Source organism: Mycobacterium sp. PTI7 (assembly GCF_056679845.1).
Window position 1 is genome coordinate 473,193 of record NZ_CM155252.1, and the last position, 21,432, is coordinate 494,624.

At 69.2% G+C, this 21,432-nt stretch carries 17 protein-coding genes; 15 read left to right on the top strand and 2 right to left on the bottom strand.

Going from position 1 to position 21,432, the window contains the following annotated elements:
• The first annotated feature begins 112 nt into the window (after positions 1-112).
• The 14 genes from AC1MEY_RS02275 (at position 113) to AC1MEY_RS02340 (ending at position 16,839) form a co-directional block, all read left to right on the top strand.
• On the top strand, positions 113-799 hold the full coding sequence (locus AC1MEY_RS02275; RefSeq protein ID WP_480229129.1) for an acyltransferase: 687 nt from the start codon (positions 113-115) through the stop codon (positions 797-799).
• Positions 800-1,336: 537 nt separating this feature from the next.
• Positions 1,337-2,413 carry a glycosyltransferase gene (locus AC1MEY_RS02280; protein WP_480229130.1) on the top strand — a complete coding sequence of 359 codons (1,077 nt, stop codon included), beginning with the start codon at positions 1,337-1,339 and terminating at the stop codon, positions 2,411-2,413.
• 73 nt (positions 2,414-2,486) lie between these two features.
• Positions 2,487-3,164: an acyltransferase gene (locus tag AC1MEY_RS02285; RefSeq protein WP_480229131.1), complete on the top strand. Its 678-nt coding sequence runs from the start codon at positions 2,487-2,489 to the stop codon at positions 3,162-3,164.
• Positions 3,164-4,294 (top strand): glycosyltransferase family protein, encoded by a 1,131-nt coding sequence (locus AC1MEY_RS02290; RefSeq protein ID WP_480229132.1) that lies wholly within the window; start codon positions 3,164-3,166, stop codon positions 4,292-4,294. Before AC1MEY_RS02285 ends, AC1MEY_RS02290 begins: the two co-directional genes overlap by 1 nt.
• The gene (locus AC1MEY_RS02295) at positions 4,287-5,537 is read left to right on the top strand and encodes a lipopolysaccharide biosynthesis protein (RefSeq protein ID WP_480229133.1); all 1,251 of its coding nucleotides are present in this window, start codon (positions 4,287-4,289) and stop codon (positions 5,535-5,537) included. Before AC1MEY_RS02290 ends, AC1MEY_RS02295 begins: the two co-directional genes overlap by 8 nt.
• Positions 5,534-6,685 (top strand): glycosyltransferase, encoded by a 1,152-nt coding sequence (locus AC1MEY_RS02300; protein ID WP_480229134.1) that lies wholly within the window; start codon positions 5,534-5,536, stop codon positions 6,683-6,685. Before AC1MEY_RS02295 ends, AC1MEY_RS02300 begins: the two co-directional genes overlap by 4 nt.
• 558 nt (positions 6,686-7,243) lie before the next feature.
• Positions 7,244-8,734: a tyrosine-protein kinase domain-containing protein gene (locus AC1MEY_RS02305; protein WP_480229135.1), complete on the top strand. Its 1,491-nt coding sequence runs from the start codon at positions 7,244-7,246 to the stop codon at positions 8,732-8,734.
• Positions 8,735-8,738: 4 nt separating this feature from the next.
• On the top strand, positions 8,739-9,986 hold the full coding sequence (locus tag AC1MEY_RS02310) for a lipase family protein (RefSeq protein ID WP_480229136.1): 1,248 nt from the start codon (positions 8,739-8,741) through the stop codon (positions 9,984-9,986).
• Positions 9,983-11,287 (top strand): lipase family protein, encoded by a 1,305-nt coding sequence (locus tag AC1MEY_RS02315; RefSeq protein WP_480229137.1) that lies wholly within the window; start codon positions 9,983-9,985, stop codon positions 11,285-11,287. Before AC1MEY_RS02310 ends, AC1MEY_RS02315 begins: the two co-directional genes overlap by 4 nt.
• Positions 11,284-12,546 carry an acyltransferase family protein gene (locus AC1MEY_RS02320; protein WP_480229138.1) on the top strand — a complete coding sequence of 421 codons (1,263 nt, stop codon included), beginning with the start codon at positions 11,284-11,286 and terminating at the stop codon, positions 12,544-12,546. The genes AC1MEY_RS02315 and AC1MEY_RS02320 overlap by 4 nt, the downstream gene beginning before the upstream one ends.
• A complete protein-coding gene (locus tag AC1MEY_RS02325) occupies positions 12,546-13,787 on the top strand; it encodes a lipase family protein (RefSeq protein ID WP_480229139.1) in 1,242 nt (413 codons plus the stop codon). Before AC1MEY_RS02320 ends, AC1MEY_RS02325 begins: the two co-directional genes overlap by 1 nt.
• Positions 13,774-14,658 carry a sialate O-acetylesterase gene (locus AC1MEY_RS02330; RefSeq protein ID WP_480229140.1) on the top strand — a complete coding sequence of 295 codons (885 nt, stop codon included), beginning with the start codon at positions 13,774-13,776 and terminating at the stop codon, positions 14,656-14,658. The genes AC1MEY_RS02325 and AC1MEY_RS02330 overlap by 14 nt, the downstream gene beginning before the upstream one ends.
• A gap of 43 nt (positions 14,659-14,701) precedes the next feature.
• A complete protein-coding gene (locus tag AC1MEY_RS02335) occupies positions 14,702-15,232 on the top strand; it encodes a YdcF family protein (RefSeq protein WP_480229141.1) in 531 nt (176 codons plus the stop codon).
• Positions 15,233-15,348: 116 nt separating this feature from the next.
• On the top strand, positions 15,349-16,839 hold the full coding sequence (locus AC1MEY_RS02340) for a sugar transferase (RefSeq protein ID WP_480229142.1): 1,491 nt from the start codon (positions 15,349-15,351) through the stop codon (positions 16,837-16,839).
• 101 nt (positions 16,840-16,940) lie between these two features.
• Here AC1MEY_RS02340 and AC1MEY_RS02345 read toward each other — a convergent pair whose 3' ends face one another.
• Complete coding sequence (locus AC1MEY_RS02345; protein ID WP_480229143.1) at positions 16,941-17,672, bottom strand: class I SAM-dependent methyltransferase; 732 nt, start codon at positions 17,670-17,672, stop codon at positions 16,941-16,943.
• 488 nt (positions 17,673-18,160) lie between these two features.
• Between AC1MEY_RS02345 and AC1MEY_RS02350 the strand changes: the two genes are divergently transcribed.
• Positions 18,161-19,924, top strand: a complete 1,764-nt coding sequence (locus tag AC1MEY_RS02350) for a hypothetical protein (RefSeq protein WP_480229144.1) — start codon at positions 18,161-18,163, stop codon at positions 19,922-19,924.
• Between the two features lie 3 nt (positions 19,925-19,927).
• Here the strand turns inward: AC1MEY_RS02350 and AC1MEY_RS02355 are convergent, their stop codons facing one another.
• Complete coding sequence (locus tag AC1MEY_RS02355; protein WP_480229145.1) at positions 19,928-21,364, bottom strand: O-antigen ligase family protein; 1,437 nt, start codon at positions 21,362-21,364, stop codon at positions 19,928-19,930.
• Between the last annotated feature and the right edge of the window lie 68 nt (positions 21,365-21,432).

Here is a 21,432-nt window from a genome sequence, read left to right on the forward strand (position 1 = left end):
CTCTTTCGCGTCGCGTCCCCGACCGTCCGCCGCACCGAAGGCGCGTCCGAGCGGGGATCGTTAGCCAAGCGACGTTATGGTGATCCCGAATTCGTGACAGGAGCCCTGCCCCATGTTCGTCGAACCCCTCGCATCAGACCCGGAGATGATCGCGCGCAAGCGCGAGGTCAACCCGAACGTCCGCATTCCGCCCCGGATGGAGTGGGTGACCGACGACGACGGCAACATCCTCGACTACAAGCTCGAGGGCGAGACGTTCCTCAAGCGGGTCCTGCACCTCTACCTGGCGCTGTTCTACAACTCGATCCTCACGCACGTGCCGTTCCACTTCATCCGGCTCGGCTTCCTGCGGCTGTGCGGCGCCAAGATCGGCAAGGGCTCGGCCATCAACCGTGGCACCAGCGTCTGGTCGATCCCCTACATCGTGATCGGCGACCGGGTCTCGATCGGGTTCCGCTGCCTGCTCGACGCGCGGGCCGGCATCGCGATCGGCAACGACGTGGTGATTGCCAGCGACACGCACATCATCGCCGGCGGGCACGACATCAACCACCCCAACTTCGTGCCTGCGCCCAACCCGCCCGACCCGATCGTCATCGACGACCACGTGTGGATCGGCACCAGGGCGATGATCCTGCCGTGCCTGCTGGGCAAGGGCGCGGTGGTCGCCGCGCACACGGTGGTCAACAAGGAGGTGCCGCCGCTCGGCATCGTGGGCGGCGTCCCCGGCAAGCTGATCGGCCAGCGCAACCCGGACGCGTTGCAGTACAGCGGGAAGTACAAGATCCCGTTCTTCTGAGCCGGGGTGCGCACCGGCACCGGTGACGCAGATCTCCAGGACGGCGCGTGCGGATCCGCGTGCGGCCACCCGACGAACGTGCCGCCGCCGGCCGACACGCCGCCTTCTGCAGCCCGCCCGTGCGCGCGGCGGACGCCGCGGTGCGGAATCCGCCTTGCCGCGGCGTCAATGATTCGCCGATCCGCCGCGACGACGCGCACGACCCGGTGGCAAAGGTGCCCCAACCCGCGCGAGACGGGTGTCACCAGCCCTCTGAGCAGGCCATTGGTTCTTTGCTGAGGACTTGCTGAACATTTGCCATAGCAACGTCTCAACTGGCACGACCCACGCCGCCGCTCCGTGTACGATCATTGCGGACGAGAGCACCATGGCGGTGTGACGTCCCAGGACTTGCCGCTCATTCAGCAGCAGACACCGTTAGACGAGGTAGGACACGTGTTGCCAGAGTGCACGCAGACTCGCTTCGGGGGACCGCGCGTAGCGATCGCGCACGACTATCTGACGCAGCTCGGCGGCGCGGAGAAGACCGTCCTCGCGATGAGCAGGGCCTTTCCCGACGCGCCCATCTACACGATGCTGTACGACCCGGACGCCACGTTCCCGGAGTTCAAGGACCTGGACGTGCGGGTGCCGGCGTTCAACCGCATCCGGCCGCTGCGCCGCAACCACCGGCTGGCACTGCCGGTGCTGCCGCTGGTCGCGCGCTCGGTGTTCGTCGACGCGGACGTGGTCCTGACCAGCAGTAGCGGGTGGGCACACGGATTCCGCACGAACGGGCGCAAACTCGTCTACTGCCATTCGCCTGCGCGGTGGCTGTACCAGGCGGAGACGTACCTGGGTGACAAGGGCGGCAAGGTCGCCCGGTGGGGGCTGCGGGCCTCCTCCGGCTACCTCCGGTCCTGGGACCGTTCGGCGGCGCTGTCCAGCGACCGCTACCTGGCCAACTCCACGGAGATCAAGGGCCGCATCGGCGACGCCTACGGAATCCACGCCGACATCGTCTTCCCACCCGTGGCCATGATGCCCGCCGACGGGGTCGAGCCGCTGCCCGAGGTGCTCGACTGGCTGGGCGTCGACGCCGCCGCCCCGGACCGTGAGGACCAGGTCGACGAGGAGTTCTACCTCGTCGTCTCACGTTTGCTGCCGTACAAGAACGTCGACAAGATCATCCGGTCCTTCGCCGGCTCGTCGCGGCGTCTCGTCGTCGTCGGCCGCGGCCCCGAGGCCGACCGCCTGCGCGCGTCGAAGACGCCCAACGTCACGATGCTGTCCGACCTCACCGACGGCCAGCTGGCGTGGCTGTACAAGCACTGCCGGGCGATCATCGCGGCGAGCTACGAGGACTACGGCCTCACGCCACTCGAGGCCGGCGCATGGGGACGGCCGGCCATCGCCCTGCGCTTCGGCGGGTTCCTCGACACCATTCACGAGGGCGTCAGCGGCATGTACTTCAACGAGCCGACCGCCCAGGCGATCGGCAACGCGCTGGATCACTTCGAGGCGAACAGGTTCGACGCCGACAAGGTGCGCAGCCACGTCAACCAGTTCAGCCAGGAAGCCTTCGCCGACAAGTTGCACGAAGCGGTCGACGAACTCTTCGTGGCTGCACGGTGACGTCGACGCCACCGGCTAGGCTGGCGCGCGGAAACTACACGTCCCACAACGGTTTACGTCAGGAGCGTCAGCGGTGACCTTGGAACCCGCGAAGGCAGACCCCCAGAAGGTCGCGCAGAAGAAGGCCGCGGCACCTGGCCTGAAGCTGCCCCCGGAGCCGACCTACGACCTGCTGCCCGACGGCAGGGTGGCCAATTACCGGATGCAGAACATGGGACTGCGTCAGAAGCTGCGCAACCGGGTGGGGCAGGTGGTCTTCAACCTGATCATCACCCACATCCCGTTCCACTTCATCCGGCAGGGCTTCCTCAAGGCGTTCGGCGCCACTCTCGGCACCAACTCGTGCATCATGCTGGGCACCACGATCCTCGACATCGAGTTCCTCACCGTCGGGGACAACACCTCGATCGGGTCGCGGTGCCTGCTCGACGCCCGTGCCGGCCTCTACATCGGCAACGACGTCACCATCGCCAGCGACGTGCAGTTCATCGGTGGTGGCCACGACGTCAACCATCCGGACTTCCTGCCGGTGCCCGATCCGACCGTCGTCGAGGACTACGTGTGGATCGCGAGCCGCGCCATGGTGCTGCCCGCGCACGTCCGCCGTGGCGCCGTGGTCGCCGCGCAGGCCGTGGTCACCAAGGACATCGGCGAGTGCGAGATCGTGGGCGGCGTGCCGGCCAAGGTGATCGGCAAGCGCAACCCCGACGCACTGAAGTACAAGGGCGGATACCGCCCGTTGTTCTGCTGATGAGCCTGACGCTCAAGGACTTTCGACTCGTCTTCGTCGGCCCCATGCTCGGCCGGACCGCCGTCGGCGACTACGCCGAGGACGTGGTGGAGGCGGTGCGCCCGCACCTCGGCAACGTCGTCCAGGTCCGCACCGGCGGGCCAGGGGAGAACACCCTGTCCGACATCCGCAGGCACCGCAGGGCCGTCGAGTCGTACGTCGCGTCCGCGCCGCACGGCCGCGTCCTCGTCCACGCCGAGCTGTCGACCGCGGCGCTGTCCCCGTTCTGGTCGACGGCAGGCCTGCGGGGCGTCCCCGTCACGGCCACCGTGCACGATCCGCCGCAGGGCGTCTGGATGCCCGCGCGCACCCGATTCGTGGCCCGGTCCCGCCTGCTCAACCACGGCATCCACTACCCGGCGCGCCCGCTGAGCCGGCGGCTCGAGGGTGCGGTGTACCGCGGCCGCACGCTGTTCGCGCTCACCGAGACCGGGCGGCAGTCGATCGAGCGGACCTACCCCGAGACCACCGCCCGGTACATCCCGCACGTCGTGCGCGACCGTCCCGAGATCCGGCCCGCCCACGAACGTCCACGGGCCGTGGGATTCTTCGGACACGTCTACCGCGGCAAGGGATTCGAGCAGATCGAGGGTCTGCGCAAGCTGCTGCCCGCCGACGTCGGGATCCGCGTCGCAGGACGCGGCACCGAGGATCTGCCCACCATCCCCGGCGTCGACGTCCTCGGACCCGTCGACGGGCCGGCGGAGGACGCCTTCTTCGACTCGGTCCGCGCGATCGTCGTGCCCTACGGCAAGCGCCACTTCTACGCCGAGAGCTTCGCCGCGTCCGGCGTGGTCGCGCACTCGAACGCCTACTGCACGCCGCAGATCTGCACCGACTACGGCTCACTCGCCGAACTCGACGAGAACGTCGGCGCGATCGTGGTGCGCGTCAACCGGATCGGCGAACCCGCGGACCCGGACACCGTGACCCGCGAACTCGCCACGGCGATCTCTGGCCTGCTCGCCGACGACGACCGGGTCCGCAGGCTCGGCGAGAACTCCGCCCGCACCCGCTCGGAACGGTCGGCCCCGCGCACCGGCGAGGCGTTCGCCGCCGCGTGGTCCGAGGTCCTGGGCCTCGATGGCTGAGCCCAACCAGCCGCTGCACCCGGTCGATCCGCTCGGTGCCACGTCACCGGAGAAGGACCTGCAACCGCCCACGGGCGATCCGGGTGACGAGAAGCCCCGCAACCTGTTCAAGACGCTGGTGGGCATCGCCTGGATGTACGGCGCCCGCGGCGTCGGCCTGCTGTGGACCTTCGCGCTCATCGGCAAGCTCGGCATCGCCGACTACGGCCTCTACGCCATGGCGTTCGCCGCGGCGACCATCGTCGGGCCCACCCTGGACAACCCGTGGACGGTGCGCGCCATGCGCGAGTCCGAGGAGCGGTTCAACCGCGAGCGGACCAGCCGGTTCCTCGTCGGCGTCACCCTGATGGCGGCCGGCGCGGCACTGATCCCGTTCTCGTTCATCGGATTCCTGGGCCTGATGGTCGCGGGCGGCGAGATCACCGTGAACTGCTACATCAGCCGGGACGCCCGCGACGGACACCCCGACCGGGTGTACCGCTGGGGCGCGGGCCGCCAGGTCGCCGGGGTCGGCCTCGCCCTGGTGTACCTCTTCGCGTTCGACGCCCCGACGCTGCTCGGCGCCTGCCTGCTCTACTGCGCGCCGTACGCGGTGTTCCTGGTGCTGGCCGCGTTCGCCGTCCGCGGCCACCGACCCGGGCTGCCGGGCAACCCGCGGCTGATGGCCATCCTGATGGGCGAGATGTGCTTCGGCACCACGCTCTACCTGCAGGGCGACGTGCTGCTGCTCGGCTGGCTCACCGACACCACCATCGTCGGCTACTACAACATCGCCCTCATGCTGGGCAGCGCACTCGCCGCGGTGGGGCAGTCGTTCGTGATGACCTACCACGAACCGCTGCGCAAGAGCGGCGGCGACCTGGCCACCGGACCCAAACTGAAGACCACCCTGATGCTGGGCGGCATCGTCGGCCTGGTGGTGCTCGTCGTCGGGGTGGGCATCCTGCTCTCGCCCGCACCGCAGGTGGTCGGCGTCGTCATGCTGATCATGGCCGGGTTCGCCGGGGTGCGAACGGTGATCGCCGTCTTCCAGGTGATCCTCTACGCCCAGCACCGCGACCGGCTCCGCTTCGTGGCCGCGGTGACCCTGATCCCGTTCAAGTTCGCGTTCCTCGCGGTACTGGTATGGCTCGGGCTCGGCGCGGTCGGCGCGGCGATCGCGACGACCACCGCCGACGTCGCCCTGCTCGCGGCGTTCGCCTACGCGATCTACTTCTGGAAGCGCAAGGCTCCGACACCGTGACCGCGACCTCGGTGACGTTCCTGCTGTCGAAGGACCCGCTCCTCGAGCACGGCGGCGACGTCGAGATGTTCCGCCTCATCCTCGGCCTGGCCGCCGAGGACTTCGACGTCTCCGCGATCTGCTACTCGCCCGACGCCGGCACCGCGGTCATCGACCTCGACGGCCGCGCCGTCCCGCTGACCCGGGTGCGCAAACCGGCGATCAACCCCGCCCGTCTGCTCGTCGACGCGCTCCGCACCCGCCGCAGCCTGGTGCACGTCCGGTTCGACGGTGACGACCTGGTGGCCGCGATCGACGCGGCCGACCCCGACGTCTTCGTCGCCGAGCACAGCTACATGGCCGAGTCCTTCCTGCGCAGCCGCCATGCCGGTGTCACCCGGCTCGTCGTCAACACCCACGTGCCCGAGGCCCTGGTGTGGCGGGCGACGCGGGGCACGCTCGGCCGCATCGAGGCGCCCCGGCTGGTCCGCGACGAGCTGCGGGTGGCACGGGCCGCCGACGCGGTCGCGACGTTCGACGCCGACGAGGCCGAGGCGTTCCGCGCCCAGGGCATCGCCGGGGCGCAGTGGCTGGACCTGCGGCTGCCGCCGATCGCCCAGGTCGACGTCGCCGCCACGCCGCGCCGGCTGGTGCTGATGGGCACCCGCGACTGGGCGCCCAACCAGGAGGCCTTCGAGCACGCGCTTCGACTGTGGCCGCGCATCGCCGACGGCATCGAGGGCGCCGAACTGTGCGTGATCGGTGCGAAGAAGACCGGCGCGCCCGAGGTCGCCTACCCGGCCGGCGTCCGCGACCTCGGGTTCGTCGACGATCTGCACGGCTTCCTCGCCACCTGCCGGGCCATGATCGCGCCGATCCGGACCGGCGGCGGCGTCCGGGTGAAACTCCTCGACTCCATCCGGATGGGCCTGCCCGTCGTCGGCACCACCGCGGCGGTCGGCTCGCTGAACCGGGTGCTCGACCTCCCGGTCCACGACGACGACGACGCCTTCGTCGCCGCGTGCCGCCTGATGCTCACCGACTCCGCCGCCGCGGCCGCCGCGGGGCGGGCGCTCTTCGCCGCGAACCAGGACTACTGGACCGCGGGCCGGGGGCGGCAGGCAGTGGTCGCGCTCGTCCTGGGCCGGGGCCACGGTGGCTCGTCCTGACCGGGTTTGCGGAACGCTCGCGCCACCGCGCGACGGGAACCGCCGGGACACCGGTCGACGCCCGTCGGGAAGCGACGGAATCATGACGGCTTTCGCGCCCCCGAATCACGGTCGCCGGGACGGAGTCGGAGAAATCCGGCGGTCGCCGAATTCGAATCCGCGCCACGGCACGCCGTTCGCGACGAGTATCGGGGAATGGCAACCGTCTCCTGCCAGAAGAACGGTTTCCCACGATTCGCCGGGTATAGTCCGAAACGCTTCAAGCTGCACTCGCGCGCCGTTTATCCGGTGTGTCGTGTTTGCGGAGAAGGCGAAGGGCAACGCGCAACTCACCGGTCGACGAATGTCGGGAATCGTCTTGCCACGGCAGGACAATCCCCTCGATGCAATGGCACCGACGCCATTTCGCGGCCGTGGCTGCGCGGCCGGACGACCGGCCCCCGACGCCTGCCGGCAAAGACGGAAACCCGTGCCCGACGGCGCGCGAGAACGACCACGACCGCTACTGTGTGACCTGTTTGCGACGGCGCTACCGAGGAGGACCTGACCTTGTCTGTCATGGAATATCTACGCATTCTGCGTAGGTACTGGCCGGTCGTCGTCGTCGCGACACTGATCGGTGCCGCATCGGGTTACGCCTGGAGCTACTTCTCCACACCCGAATACCAGTCCACCGCGACGCTGTTCGTGGCGACGCAGAACGGCACGTCGGTCGCCGAGGCGTATCAGAACAACCTGTTCTCCCAGGAGCGGGTGATCTCCTACGCCCGCCTCGCGACCAGCGAGCAGGTCGCCGCGCGTGCCGTCGACCAGCTGAAGGCGCCCATCTCGGCCGGCGAACTCCGGTCGAAGATCACCGCCCTGCCGCTGGAGAAGACGGTCATGCTGACCATCGGCGTCACCGATCCCGACCCGGCGCAGGCCCAGGCCTACGCGGGTGCCATCTCCGACCAGCTGGTGAACCTGATCGGCGAACTCGAGACCTCGCGCCGCGGTGGCACGCCCGCCGCGGGCGCCGTCGTCGTCGACGACGCGGACTACCCGACCAAGGCCGCCGGGATGTCCTGGCCCATCAAGACCGCGATCGGCGCCGTCGCCGGCCTCGTCATCGGATTCCTGCTGGCGATCCTCGCCGGCGTGCTCGACAAGCGGCTGCGCGGCCGCGAGCCGATCGAGGAGGCCACCGCGTCGACGCTGCTCGGATCGCTGCCCGCCGACCCGATGCGACGCTCCGCCGACTTCGTCGACCTCGAGGGCAACGGCATCTACGCCGAATGGCTGCGCGAACTCCGCAACAACCTGCGGTTCGCCGGCGCCACCGACGGCACGCCGCCGAAGGTGATCGCCGTGACCAGCCCGTCGAAGGAGGAGGGGCGCACCAGCGTCGCCATCGACCTCGCGCTGGTGCTGGCCGAGGCGGGCCGGTCGGTCGTGCTGGTCGACGGCGACCTGTACGCACCGCACGTCGCCGACGCGCTGCCGTTGGACGGCGCCGCCCGCGACCGCGCGGATCGGGTCGGCATCAGCACCGTGCTGTCCGGTGAGCACCAGCTCGCCGAGGGCGTGCTCTCCGGGGTGCAGGTGGGCGAGAACGTGATCGCCGTCCTGCCCGCGGGTCCGGTGCCGCCGCGCCCGGGCCAGCTGTGGGCGCAGGACCGGGCCGGTGCCGTGATTGCCGAACTGGGCCGCAACTTCGACTACGTCATCATCGACACCCCGCCGGTCAACGAGTACAGCGACGCCGCGAACATCGCCGCACTCGGCGACGGCGCAATCCTGTTGGCGCGCATCCGATCCACCAGGGCGACCACGCTCAAGCGGGCGCTCACCGCGCTGCGCGGGGCCCGCGTCAACGTCATCGGCACCGTCGCCACGTTCGACCCGGTGAGTTCCGCCGCACGGCGCAGGCACGGCAAGCCGCGCGGCGCGGGGGAGAACGGCAACAGGCCCGCAGACCGGGACGACGACGCACCCACCACGCGCGTCGACACGCCGCAGCTGGTCAAGCCGAGCGCACAGACGGCTCCCGGTTCCGGCGAAGGCCACTGACGAGGTGGTTCGCCGCACCCTGGCCCTGCTGTTCGCAGGGCTCCTGACGCTGCTGGTCGGCTGCGCCCACGAGGTGCCGCCACCGCCGCGTGGCGAGCGACCGCCGCGGACCCTCGAACCTGGTTTCGTCGGTGCGCCGGTCCTCCCGCCCGCGGACATGTCGGGGGAGGGGCCGGGCACGCTCGTCGACGTCGCGCCGCTGCAGCGCACGATCGGCCTCGATCAGGTCAACGCGACCGCGGTCAAGATGACCTACCGGTCGACGTCGGGCCTGGACGACCGGCCCACCGAGGTGTCCGGCGTCGTCGTCGTCCCACCGGGGCAACCGCCGCGCGGCGGTTGGCCCGTCCTGGCCGTCGGACACCTGCTCACCGGGATCATCCCGCAGTGCGGCCCGTCGCTCGCCGACGAACTGGGCGGCTACTCGTCGATCCTCGCCGTGTTCATCTCCAACGGCTACGCCGTCGTGATGTCGGACTACGAGGGCCTCGGCCGCGAGGGCCTACAGCACCTGCCGTTGCAGGCGGCGACGCTCGGCAACAACCTGATCGACTCGGTGCGCGCCGCCCGCCGCATCGCGCCCGACACCAGCACCAAGTGGGCCGCCTACGGCATCGGCCAGGGCGGACTCGCCGCGTGGGCGGCCGCCGACCGCGCGTCGACCTACGGATCGGATCTCGAGATGGTCGGCGCCGTCGCGCTCGCGCCGCTGGCCAACATGTCCCGGATGGCCGATCTGGCCGCACAGGGCGCGCTCCCGCGTGAGCAGTACTACCTCTACCTCCTGGTGCTCGAGAGCCTGGCCAACTCGCCCGCCCAGCTCGACATCGGTGAGTACACCTCGCAGCGCGCACGGGACCTCGTCGACGTGACCGCGCGGTGCGCGCCGCTGGATCCCGGTTCACTCGTCGAGGCCGTCGCGCCGCTGGGCCCGGACGACATCCGGCCGCGCGACGCCGCCGCCGCGGCCCGCCTGCGCGACGACATCGCCGCCGCCGCCGTGCCGCTGGAATCGAGCGGTCCCGCCGCGCCCGTGCTGGTCGTCTACGCCACCGACGACCCCTCCGTGCAGGGCCAGTGGATCGACGACGCCGCCCGCACCGCCTGCGGAAGGGGCAATCCCGTGCAGGTGGACCGACGCATCGGCGACACCAACACCAGCAACGACCTGGTGACGCAGTCGGCGCTCGGATGGCTGCAGGAGCGATTCGACGGCCAGCGCCTCGCCAACGTCTGCGTGGGTCTCACGTGAGGTCGATCCGACCGCGTGGCCGTCGGCGCGTCGCCGCTGCCATCTGCGCCGCGCTGACCGTCACCGCGCTGGCGGGTGCCTGCGCCAAGGACACCACCCCGCCCCCGCCGCCGTCGTCCGCCGACGCCGGCGTGGACCTGCCCGGCGACTTCAGCGGGTCCGGTCCGGGCACGTTGACCTCGGCGACGACGATCCCGCTGATCGACATGCGACTCAAGTCCGTGAGTTCGGTGGCGGCACGGATCGCCTACGAATCGGTCTCGGGCATCACCGACGAGAAGACCACGGTCACCGGCACGGTCTTCTCGCCCACGGGCAAGGCGCCGGAGGGCGGCTGGCCCGTCGTGGCCTTCGGGCACCCGACCACGGGAATCCTGTCGGAGTGCGCGCCGTCGCTGTCACCGACGCTGATGAACCTGTCGACGACCATCCTGACGTTGGTCAAGGCCGGCTACGTCGTGGCGATGACGGACTTCCAGGGTCTCGGCGACGACTCGACCTACCACCCGTACCTGGACGCCACGACGGCCGCCTTCAACATCATCGACTCGGTGCGCGCCGCCCGGAAGGTCGTACCCGACACGTCCGACCGGTGGCTCGCCTTCGGGATGTCGCAGGGTGCGCAGGGTTCCTGGGCGGCCAACGAACTGAACATCTCCTACGGGCGCGGCCTGAACCTCGTGGGCTCGGTCAGCCTGTCCCCGCCGCTCGACATCAGCGGTTTCGCCGATTCCGCGGCCGCCGGCACGCTGGGCAAGGAGCAGCAGCCGGCCTACCAGGCGCTGCTGGAGGTGTACTCGCGGGAGAACCCGGGCGTCGACCTCGACCAGTACCGGCGTGGCGCGGTTCAGGAGAACTGGGACCTGCTGCTGCAGTGCGAGTTCGCCACGTCGCAGGAGCGCGATCAGGCGATCGAGCAGATCACGCCCGACGATCTGCGTCCGGCCAGCCCGGAAGCGACCACCGCGATGCGCGACCACCTGGCCGAGTCGAGTTTGCCAAGAAGTCCCCTGGATGCACCGGCGCTCGTCATCTATGGTGGTCAGGACGCGCTCATACCGCCGGCGTGGACCGACGCAGCGTTGCAGCGAGCCTGCGAGATGGGTGACGTCGTGGACATCAACCTGCAACCCGACAAGGGGCACGGCGACATCGACGTCAGCAGCACCCTGCCCTGGATCGCGGATCGCTTCGCAGGCGTGCCCGCGCCGAACAGCTGTGAGTCGTTCATCGCGCCGGCGGTCGCCGAGGCACCCGTGGTCGGTCCCGCAGAAGACGTACCGGCGAACGAGGGCGAATGACCACGATGAAGCGGCGGACGGTGGCGGCGACCGCCACCCCCGCCGGGACCACGCGGGCGCGCATCATCGGCCTCGACGGTGCTCGCGGACTGTCCTGCCTCGGCGTCGCCGTCATGCACGTCACCGCGCACTACACCCCGGACACGGCGGCGGCGTACAAGACCAACGTCGTCGGGATGTCGCTGATCTTCTTCTACGTGCTGAGCGGCTTCCTGCTGTTCCTGCCGTACGTCCGCGGCCTCACCGAGCGCCGCGACGGGGCCGCGATGCCGGGCACCGCCAACTTCGCGGTCCACCGCATCGCCCGCATCCTGCCCGGTTACGTCGTCATCTTCCTGCTGGTGAACTTCGTGCTGCAGGCGGCGTTCGTGTCCAACCCCGTGCTGCAGCCGCCGCGCACCGAGCAGGGCACCGGGATGATCACCGATCCGTGGCAGCTGCTCGCCAACCTGACCCTGACGCAGTCCTACGTCCCGCAGTACTTCCAGACCGGCATCAACACGTCCTGGTCGCTCACGCTGGAGTACGCGTTCTACGCGATCCTGCCGCTGCTGTGCATGGTGCTGTTCGCGATGCGCAGGCGCACCGGGCTCGGCCCGTTCACCATCGCGTTCATCGGCGCCACGTCGCTCGTGGTGCTCGGCCTCGTCGGCCGCTTCTTCATCCCGCTGGTCAACGCACGGACCGGCATCCTGGACCCCGCCGCGCTCGACTGGGGACCCAACTGGGGTGCGGTGTACTCCCGCACGCTGCTGACCAACGCCGACAACTTCGCCGCGGGCATGCTCGCCGCCGTCGCGTTCGTGGCGATGGAACAGCGGTCCCCGAGTGAGGCGCTGAGCCGCAACGTGCGACGGCTCAGCATCATCGCGCTGTTCCCGCTGCTGTTCCTGACCCTGCTGCTGATCGGGCTGCGCAGCCCGTACGGCACCAGCGCGCTCGGCATGGCCTGCGGGGTGGCGATCCTGATCATCGTGGCGCCGCTCGCCCGCGGTGAGGACTCCGCGATCGCCCGGTGGCTGGACGTCCGGCCGGTACGGTTCATCGGCACGATCTCGCTGTCCGTCTACCTGTGGCACTACCCGGTGATGCTGGTGCTGGGGCGATGGGGCCTGATGGCCGACGACACCCTGACCGGCATGCTGCAGAACACCGTGGTCGTGCTCGTCGTCACCACGGTGCTGTCCGTCGCCACCTACTACCTCGTCGAGGAACCCGTGATGAAGTTGGCCAGGCGCTACCGGCACCGGTGGGCGTGATGCGGCGGGGCCTGCTGTGGACGCTCGTCGTCCTGACGTGCGTGGTCGCGGTCGCTGCGGTCGGCGTCGCACTGCCCGCGGGCCGGGCGTTGGGCGCCAGGGTGATCGAGGCGCTGCGCGGCGAGGACACCAGCAGCGCCGCGCCGGAGCCGATCAGGACCGCCGACCTGAGCGACACCGGTCCCGGGTCCCTGGTCAGTGCGACCACCATGCCGGGGTTCGCGCGGTCCGGGTACGGCAGGGGAATGCAGTCCGCGCGGGTCGAGTACCGGTCGACCAGCGGTGACACCGGACGGGAGACCGTCGTGTCCGGAACCGTGTTCACCCCGTTCGGCGAACCACCCGAGGGTGGCTGGCCGGTGATCTCGCTCGGGCACGGCACCACCGGCATCGACCGCGAATGCGCTCCGTCCCTGTCGGATTCGCTGCTCGGGCTCGCCGAACCGATCTCGGGATTCGTCAAGGGCGGCTACGCGGTGGCCATGTCCGACTTCCAGGGACTCGGCGCCGACGGCGTGCATCCCTACACCGACGGCAAGACCGCCGGCCTGAACATGATCGACGCCGTCCGCGCGCTGCGGCACACGTTCACCAACGTCTCCGACCGCTGGTTGGCGTTCGGCGGATCGCAGGGTGGCGGCGCGTCGTGGGCGGCCGACGAGCAGGCCGCCGGCCACGCGCCCGAACTCGACCTCGTCGGCGCGATCGCCAACTCACCGGCGGCGGACGTCACGGGACTGGTCGACAAGGCGGTGGCGGGCACGCTGACCGATGACCAGCTGCCCGGCTACCAGGCCGTCGTCGAATCACTCGCCCGACTGCACCCCGACGTGAACCGGGACGACTTCCGACGCGGCCCCGCCGCGCAGTACTGGGACTTCCTGTCGACGTGCGCCGGCATGGAGGTGCACGACCGGGAGGCGGCGCTCAAGCTCGTCACGTCGAAGGACCTCGCGCCGGCCACCCCCGCCGCCGCCGACCGGATCCGCCAACTGCTCGCCGCCTGGGCACTGCCGCAGACCAGGCTGTCTGCGCCGATGTCGGTGATCTACGGCGCCGACGACACCTACATCGACGCCCGGTGGACGACGGACGCCATCGCGCGGGCCTGCGCCCTCGGCGGCGTCATCGACTGGGAGCTGCAGCCCCACAAGGGCCACGGTGACATCGACATCGAGAGCCAGTTCCAGTGGCTCGCCGACCGATTCGCAGGGAAGCCGGCACCGAATGACTGCACTTAGGAACGCCGACGGCGACGTCGCCAAGTGGAAGCTGTTCGCCTTCCAGGCCAAGAGCGAGGTCAAGCGGCGCATCGCCCGCCGGGGCGTCCCCGTGGACACGCCGGACCGCCCGTACCTGGTGGTGCCCATCCTCGGCCAGTCCAACGCGTTCGGCATGGGCAAGGGCCTCGACCTCGAGCGCCTCGACCGCCCGCACCCGCGGGTGCACCAGTACGCGCTGAGCGGGCCGGACAAGCACCGCGTCATCCTCGCGGTGGATCCGCTGATGCACGAGATCCCCGGCGGCGGGGTCGGGTTCGGGACGACCTTCGGGAGGCAGCTCGCCGAGGAGACCGGCCGACACGTCCTGCTTGTCCCCGGCGCCCGCGGCGACACCTCGTTCGCCCCGAAGAACGGCTACACCTGGGATCCGCTGAACACCTCGACGCGGGTGAACCTCTACCGCAACGGCGTGGCCGCCATCGACGCCGCGCTCGCGGTCACGCCGGGCAGCACCGTCGCCGCCATTCTGTGGCACCAGGGTGAATCCGACGTCCCGCTCACGTCGGGAAAGGTGTACCGGGAGAAACTCGATCTCGTCATCGACGATCTCCGCGGGCGATATGGCGAGCAGGTGCCATTCATTCTCGGGGGAATGGTCCCCGACGAAATGGAACTGAGCAACAAGGACTATTCCGTCATCGACGCCATTCACGCCGATACGCCGCGTCGACGGTTGCGGACGGCGTTCGTCCCGGGACTGCCGGGATGCGTGAACGGTGTCGACGACAGGCACTACAACGCGGCGGGCCTGCGGCACATGGGCCTCGCGATGTGGGAGAGCTACCGGGAGATGAGCGTGGACGAGCTGGCGGGGTATGCCCGCGGCTAGACGTCTGCGGACGCCGGTCAAGGCCCTGCTCGTCGTCGTCCTGGTGGTCGTGGTCGACGTCGGCATCAGCGGGTACTTCCTGTTCACCAAGGCCGCCAACGATCCGCTCCAGCCCGTCGACGCGATCGTGGTCCTCGGGGGCGAACACGATGGTCGCGAGCAGTTCGGCATCACCCTGGCCAAGGAGGGGTGGGCGCCGACGGTGGTGCTGTCGAACCCCTACCTGGTACCGGATCCCATCATGCAGCGCGAGTGCCGCGACACCGTGGGAACCCGCGGCCCGATCCAGGTCCTGTGTCCGGTTCCCGATCCATTGACGACGCGCGGCGAGGCGCTGATGATGCGAGAGTTGGCGGATCAGCGGGGGTGGAAACGGATCATCGTGGTGAGCTGGCAGTACCACCTGCGGCGCGCCCGGATGATCTTTCGCCAATGTTTTTCGGACGAACCGGGGGCGGTGACGATGTTTGCGGTGCCACGGCGCTACCACTATTCGCCACTGTTCTGGGAGTACGTATATGCGTATCAGTGGGGGGGCCTCGCGAAGGCCGTCATTCAAGGTGAATGCAGGTAACCTGGGTGTTTCCCAAACGAGTAGCGATCACTGGCAAACGATGTCATAGTGTTACGCGGGGCTGGGAAGTACGGGTTTCTGGTTAGCTGCCAGCAAACTAAGAGACAGGATTCGCCGTGTCGTTGGCTGAAGAGGTGTTGGCTCCAGCAGGAGCGACTCGTAGCGCGTTCGGTTCGGGTGGCGGTCCGGACTGGCAGCGCCGCTACGTGCGTGCGCTGGTGCTGACCGACGTGATCGTGGTCGTCGTGGCCATGGCGTGCGCCCAGATGATCAAGCTCGGCACGCCGATCACCGCCCTCGACCCGCTGCAGATCTACTTCTCCATCCTGTCCACGTTCGTCGCCGGCATCTGGCTGTCGCTGCTCGCGGCGTACCGCACGCGCTCGCCCCGCATCGTCGGCGCCGGCGTCGAGGAGTACCGCCGCCTGGTCTCCGCCACGCTCGCCACCGTCGGCGTGGTCGCGGTCGCACTCATGATCTTCCGGCCCGAGTACGCCCGCGGATACCTCGCGGTCGCCTTCCCGCTGGGACTCGCCGGACTCCTGCTGAGTCGCAACCTGTGCCGCCTCTACCTCGCCCGGCAGCGGCGGCGCGGACGGTGCGTCCAGACCGTGCTCGCAGTCGGCGACGCGCGGGCGGTCCGCAGCCTGGTGCAGTCACTGACGCGCGGCTGGGGCTACGGCTACGCCGTGATCGGCGTGTGTCTGACCGGTCGCAACTCGGGCGGCACCATCGACATCCCCGGCGTCGGAACGCTTCCCGTGCTGGGCGACGAGGGCAAGGTGCACGACGCCATCCTCAAGACGAACGTCGACACCGTCGCGCTGACCACCACCGACCACCTCGGCCCCGAGGGCGTGCGCGAGCTGTCCTGGGACCTGCACAAGCTGGGCGTCGACCTGGTGGTCACCCCCGGTGTCGTCGACGTCGCGGGTCCGCGCCTGACCATCCGCCCCGTCGCCGGACTGCCCCTGATCCACGTCGAGAAGCCGCAGTACAGCGGCACCAAGAAGATCCAAAAGCTGGCGTTCGACTACTTCGTCTCGCTGTCGGTGCTGCTCTGCGCGCTGCCGGTGATGCTCGTCGCCGCGGTCGCGATCAAGCTCACCAGCCGCGGTCCGGTGTTCTACCGCTCCGAGCGCATCGGCCTCGAGGGTCAGCCGTTCCAGATGGTCAAGTTCCGCACCATGGTCGACGGCGCCGACAAGCAGGTCACCAACCTGCTCGACGTCAACGAGAGCAACGGCGGTGTGCTGTTCAAGATCAAGGACGATCCGCGGATCACCAGCGTCGGCCGCATCCTCCGGAAGTACAGCATCGACGAGCTGCCGCAGTTCTTCAACGTGCTCGGCCGCGACATGAGCGTCGTCGGGCCGCGGCCGCCGCTGCGCCGCGAGGTCGACACGTACAACGACCAGGTCCGCCGCCGGCTTCTGGTGCTGCCCGGCATCACGGGACTGTGGCAGGTGAGCGGCCGGTCCGATCTGTCCTGGGAGGACTCGGTCCGCCTGGACCTCTCCTACGTCGAGAACTGGTCGATCACCAACGATCTCCTGATCGCCGCCAAGACCGTCCGCACCGTCGCGAGCGGTTCCGGCGCCTACTGATCCTCGGCGCCGGCCATCGCGCTACCGCGGCGCGGTCCTCCGACACCGACGAAGCCCGGCATCTCTCGTGATGCCGGGCTTCGGTGCGTTCGGGGTGGTGTCTACTCGGGCTTGCGCAGGATGACCACCGCGAAGCTGGTCAGCGCCGGAACCGGGTGCTTCAGGAGGAAGTTCGACTTCGAGACCTCGACGGCGTGCAGCGGGGGCAGCACCTCGTAGTAGCGGTGGCCGAAGCACGCCTCCCAGCCGGCGACCTCGAAGCCCACGCTCTCGAATCGCTTGGTGGCCTTGGCGGTCGGGCCGGTGGTCCAGCGGTAGAACGCCGGGAACTTCTCGCGCTTGGGGTCGTCGAGGCGGCCCGGCTGGACCTTCCGCAGGATCGACCGCGCGGTCTCCTCCGGGATGATCTTGTTCAGCACGTAGGGGAGCGTGTAGAGGGTCGGGAAGAAGTGCACCGCGAGCCCGCCCGGCCGCAGCAGGTTGAAGCAGTTCTGGTGGAACTGCTGCGGCTTCGGCAGGTGCTCGCACAGCATCTGGGAGAACACCAGGTCGTAGGCGCTCAGATCGTCGGTGATCGGCTTGCACAGATCGGCGACGCGCGTCTCGACCGACGTCTGGGCCTTCTCGAGTTCGACGGCGGAGATGTCGAGCACCGTCCGCTGCCGCGCGAAGCCCCAGCGCTCGGAATCGGCGACGATCGGGTTGGCGCCGCCACCGAGTTCGCCGATGTCCTGGGCGTTGATCTCGTGGGCGAGCCGCAGGAGGACGTCCTCGTAGCTCTGCCACAGGTCTTCGATGTCGGTGTAGACGACGTCACCGCGATTGTCTCTCACGGTTTGCACCAGTTGTTCGGTTGGCATGCGCTCACTTCCGGACGAGATGTCTTCGGGCGTTGTCATTTTCGTTACTACGCTGTGCGTTGCTGAGGCAATGGTACCCGGTATGGCCCACGCGGCGACCCAGGTCACCGCTCAGACGGTGTCTTTGCTGGTCGGCGCTGAGGCGGCGGCGCCGAGAGCAGCGTCGGCCCGTCGCCACGAGTGCCTTTGCGGATGCGGCCAAACTTAGCCTAACCAACCCTTTGCAACGTCATCGGTGGACGGCCGGCGGTGTACGGCAATGCCGACTGGCTGCAGGGACGGACAAGATGCGGACCCTGCCGTCGATTTGCGAGAAGTGGATACCTTCGCGTGCCATTCCCCGGCGAGCGATGGGATGGGCCTCTATCGTCCACGTCAGGACATCGACGCCCGATGTCCGTCGCCGTCACCAGGGGGGCCGGGTGATCGGCGACGAGTTAGCCGCGGCGACCGGGGGGCCGATGACCGTCATGGACGCGCGGACACACGCCATCGACCCGATGCGCCGGGCACGGAACGTGGTCGCCGCGCCGACCACGTGGCTCGCCGTCGCCGTGGTGGTGACGAGCCTCGTCCTGCTGACCCCGGTCCGATTGGTGCTGGGCCCGATGTACTGGGACCTATACCAGTACTTCGACGGCGCGAATCGCATCCTGGACGGGCAGGTGCCGGGCGCCGACTTCTTCACTCCCGTGGGTCCGCTCGGGTACTACCTCTTCACCGGTCTCGCGGCCGTCTTCCCGGAGGGCCAACCTCTGTTGCTGGCGCAGTGGTCGGCACTGCTGATCACCGCCCCACTGATGGCCGTGGTGACCTGGGACGTGTCGCGACGATCACGGGCACTCGGATGGGTGCTCGTGGTGCCATTCCTCCTCTTCGCGCTGCTGCCGTTCAACACCGTCGCCTACTACCCGTTTCCCGGCGCCGACGGGTTCGGGATCTACAACCGTCACGTCTGCCACCTGCTGTACGTGTTGGTCGCAGCGCTCCTGTTCGTGCACGACCGACGGTTACGCGCGGCGCTCGCATGGGCGAGCCTGACAGCCCTCTTCTTCCTGAAGATCACCGGCTTCCTGGCCGGTGTCGGCGTGGGCCTGTACGCCGTGCTCGCCGGTCGGGTCAGGCCACGCGACGGCCTGGTCGTAGCCCTCGGCGTGGCAGGATCACTCGTCGCCGTCGAGTGGTCGAGCGGACTCGTCGGGCACTACCTGTCCGACGTCATCGCACTGATCGGCATCAACAGCGCGATCCTGGCCCCCCGCTTCCTGCAGGCGGCGTCGCTGAACGTCGGCATCCTGCTGCCGGTCGGCGCGCTGGCGGTTCTTCTGCTCTGGTCGGACCGGTTGTCGCCGGCCGCACGAGTGCGCGACGTGGTGCGGACGAGGAGCCGTGCCCGAGCGGCGGCGTTGCTCGATCGGCCCGCCGCCTGGCTGCTGGCGGTCCTGGCCGTGGGCGTCTTCTCCGAGACGCAGAACCTCGGCAGTCAGGCGCTCATCTTCCTGTGGCCGGTGTGCGTGCGGGTTCTTCGGGACGTGCGCCGCAGCGGCGGACGTGACGTCATCACCGGCGCGACGGTACTGCTCGTCGCCTTCGCGATGATCCCGCCGGCGGCGACGGTGGGGGACAGGGCCGCACGCGCGTTCGCCGGGTCCGCGGTCGCGGTGCCCCTCCCTGGCGAGCATCTCGGGACGCTTGGTGCCGTGAGTACGAGGCCGGAGGTCGCGGCGCGTGCAGAAGACATGCTGCGGTTCTACCCCGGGCACCGCGACGCGTACTCCGACCTGGTCGAGTCACGCAATCTGCCGACGCCACTGCTGTTCTCCGACCCGGACTTTCAGGCCACCTACCTGTTGGCCGTCGATCATGCGGTTGGCGCGATCCGCCGCTTGGAGATCGAGCACGGGGTGCGGTTCGACACCATCTGGTCGCTCAACAACTACAACCCGTTCCCGTGGCTCCTGGACAGGTCTGCTCCACGGGCGCTGCCCATCGCCGCCGATCCGATGCGCACGGTCCCGACGCCAGGCTCCGCGGAGCAGCGTGCGGTGGCCATGACGGATCTGGTGCTCTACCCCACCTGTCCGACGACGCTCATGAACGCCGACCTGCTCGACACGTATGCGACGGGCCTGGTCGACCACCATCGCATCGAGCTGACCGAGTGCTACGACGCGTTCATCGAGCCCGGAACGTGGGCGCGGCTGCGCGGACCGGTGCGGCGGTGACCGCTAGCGCGGGACGGCGTACTGCGTCGGCGCGGGCGTGAAGCCGGCGCGGACGGGTTCGGCCTGGCGTTCGGCGTACCGCAGTTGCCGTCGCTCGCGGTCGGTGTAGACCATGAACGCGAGGAAGATCGAGTAGGTCGCCGCGCCCTGCGGCGTGCCCGCCAGCGGGTGGTCGAGCTGCATCTGCACGACGCACAGCCCGATGAAGGCCGCACCGTAGAAGGCCAGCGGGAACGACGTGCCCCGCAGCGCCTTGTAGCCGTAGATGCAGCCGATCACGGCGACGACGACGAACGGGATGAACGCCAGCAGGCCGCCGCGGTAGAGCGTCACCAGCGGGGCGTTGGACGGCAGGTTGAACACGTACGCGTAGGCGGGATCGAGGAATTCGCGGCGCGCCCATCCCCAGCCGACCAGCCAGTGCCCCGACATCTGGTCGGGGAAGACGCGCAGCGCGTCCGCGCGGGCGTCGGCACCCGCGTCACCGGACCCGAACGAGGACAGCAGTCTTCGGCGCACGGGTTCGGCGGCGAGCGCCCCCGCCGCACCGAGGACGGTGATCGCGATGACCGAGATGCGGGCCCGCGAGCGCATGGGGTGGAAGACGATGAGGAGCAGTACGCCGGCGACGATCGTGAACAGCGACGCGCGGCTCAGCGTCATCACCAGCGCCGCGGTGATCGCCACCGCGAGCACCACCCGCTGCCATCCGACGAACAGCAGCATCGTCAGTGCCAGCGCGAGCGCGAGGTTCAGGCCCGCGCCGTTCGGGTCGACCCAGGTCCCGCCGAGGCGCAGCGACGTCGGGGCGGCCGCACCCGAGTAGGCGATGCGGGCCGTCGTGTACTCGGGCAGGTACCCGAACACCCGGAAGACGCTCAGGGTGCTGTTGCTCGGGTTGAGAGTGATCAGGAAGATGCCGTACAACCCGTTCACCCCGGCGACGACGGCGAAGATCCTGCCGAACGTCGCGAGATCGTGGGGCGCCAGGCGCACCAGCGCGACCATGACGAGCGTCGCGATGCCCCACCGGGCGTAGATCGACACGTCGGGCAGCGTGAAGCTGGTGATGGCCATCGAGACGCCCGATGCGAAGAACAGAATCAGGACGGCCGTCTCGAGCGGGTGCATCGACTTGGCAAATCGAGGGTGAAAGAACGCCGCCACGATTGCCCCGAAGGCCAAGGGCAGATAAATGGGCACGGAAATGCCGGGAATCCGGCCGAATTGCAAACCGGCCATGATCGCCGCGAGGCCCCAGAAATACCAGAGCGGATGGCGCAGTCCGACGTAAATTCCCACGGTCAGCCCGACGAGGCCGACGACGGCGAGCAGGCCGATCTTTCCGTAAGACGACCCGCCCCACACGATTCCCAGAATTGCGGCGATGGCGGCAATGGACACCAGGGAATTGCGAATCTGGTCTGAACGGGTGTTCACGAGGATCATCGTGACAGCTTGGTGAGCTAAGCTCAACCGGCGGGTGCAACCGTGTCGTGTCGGTTCGC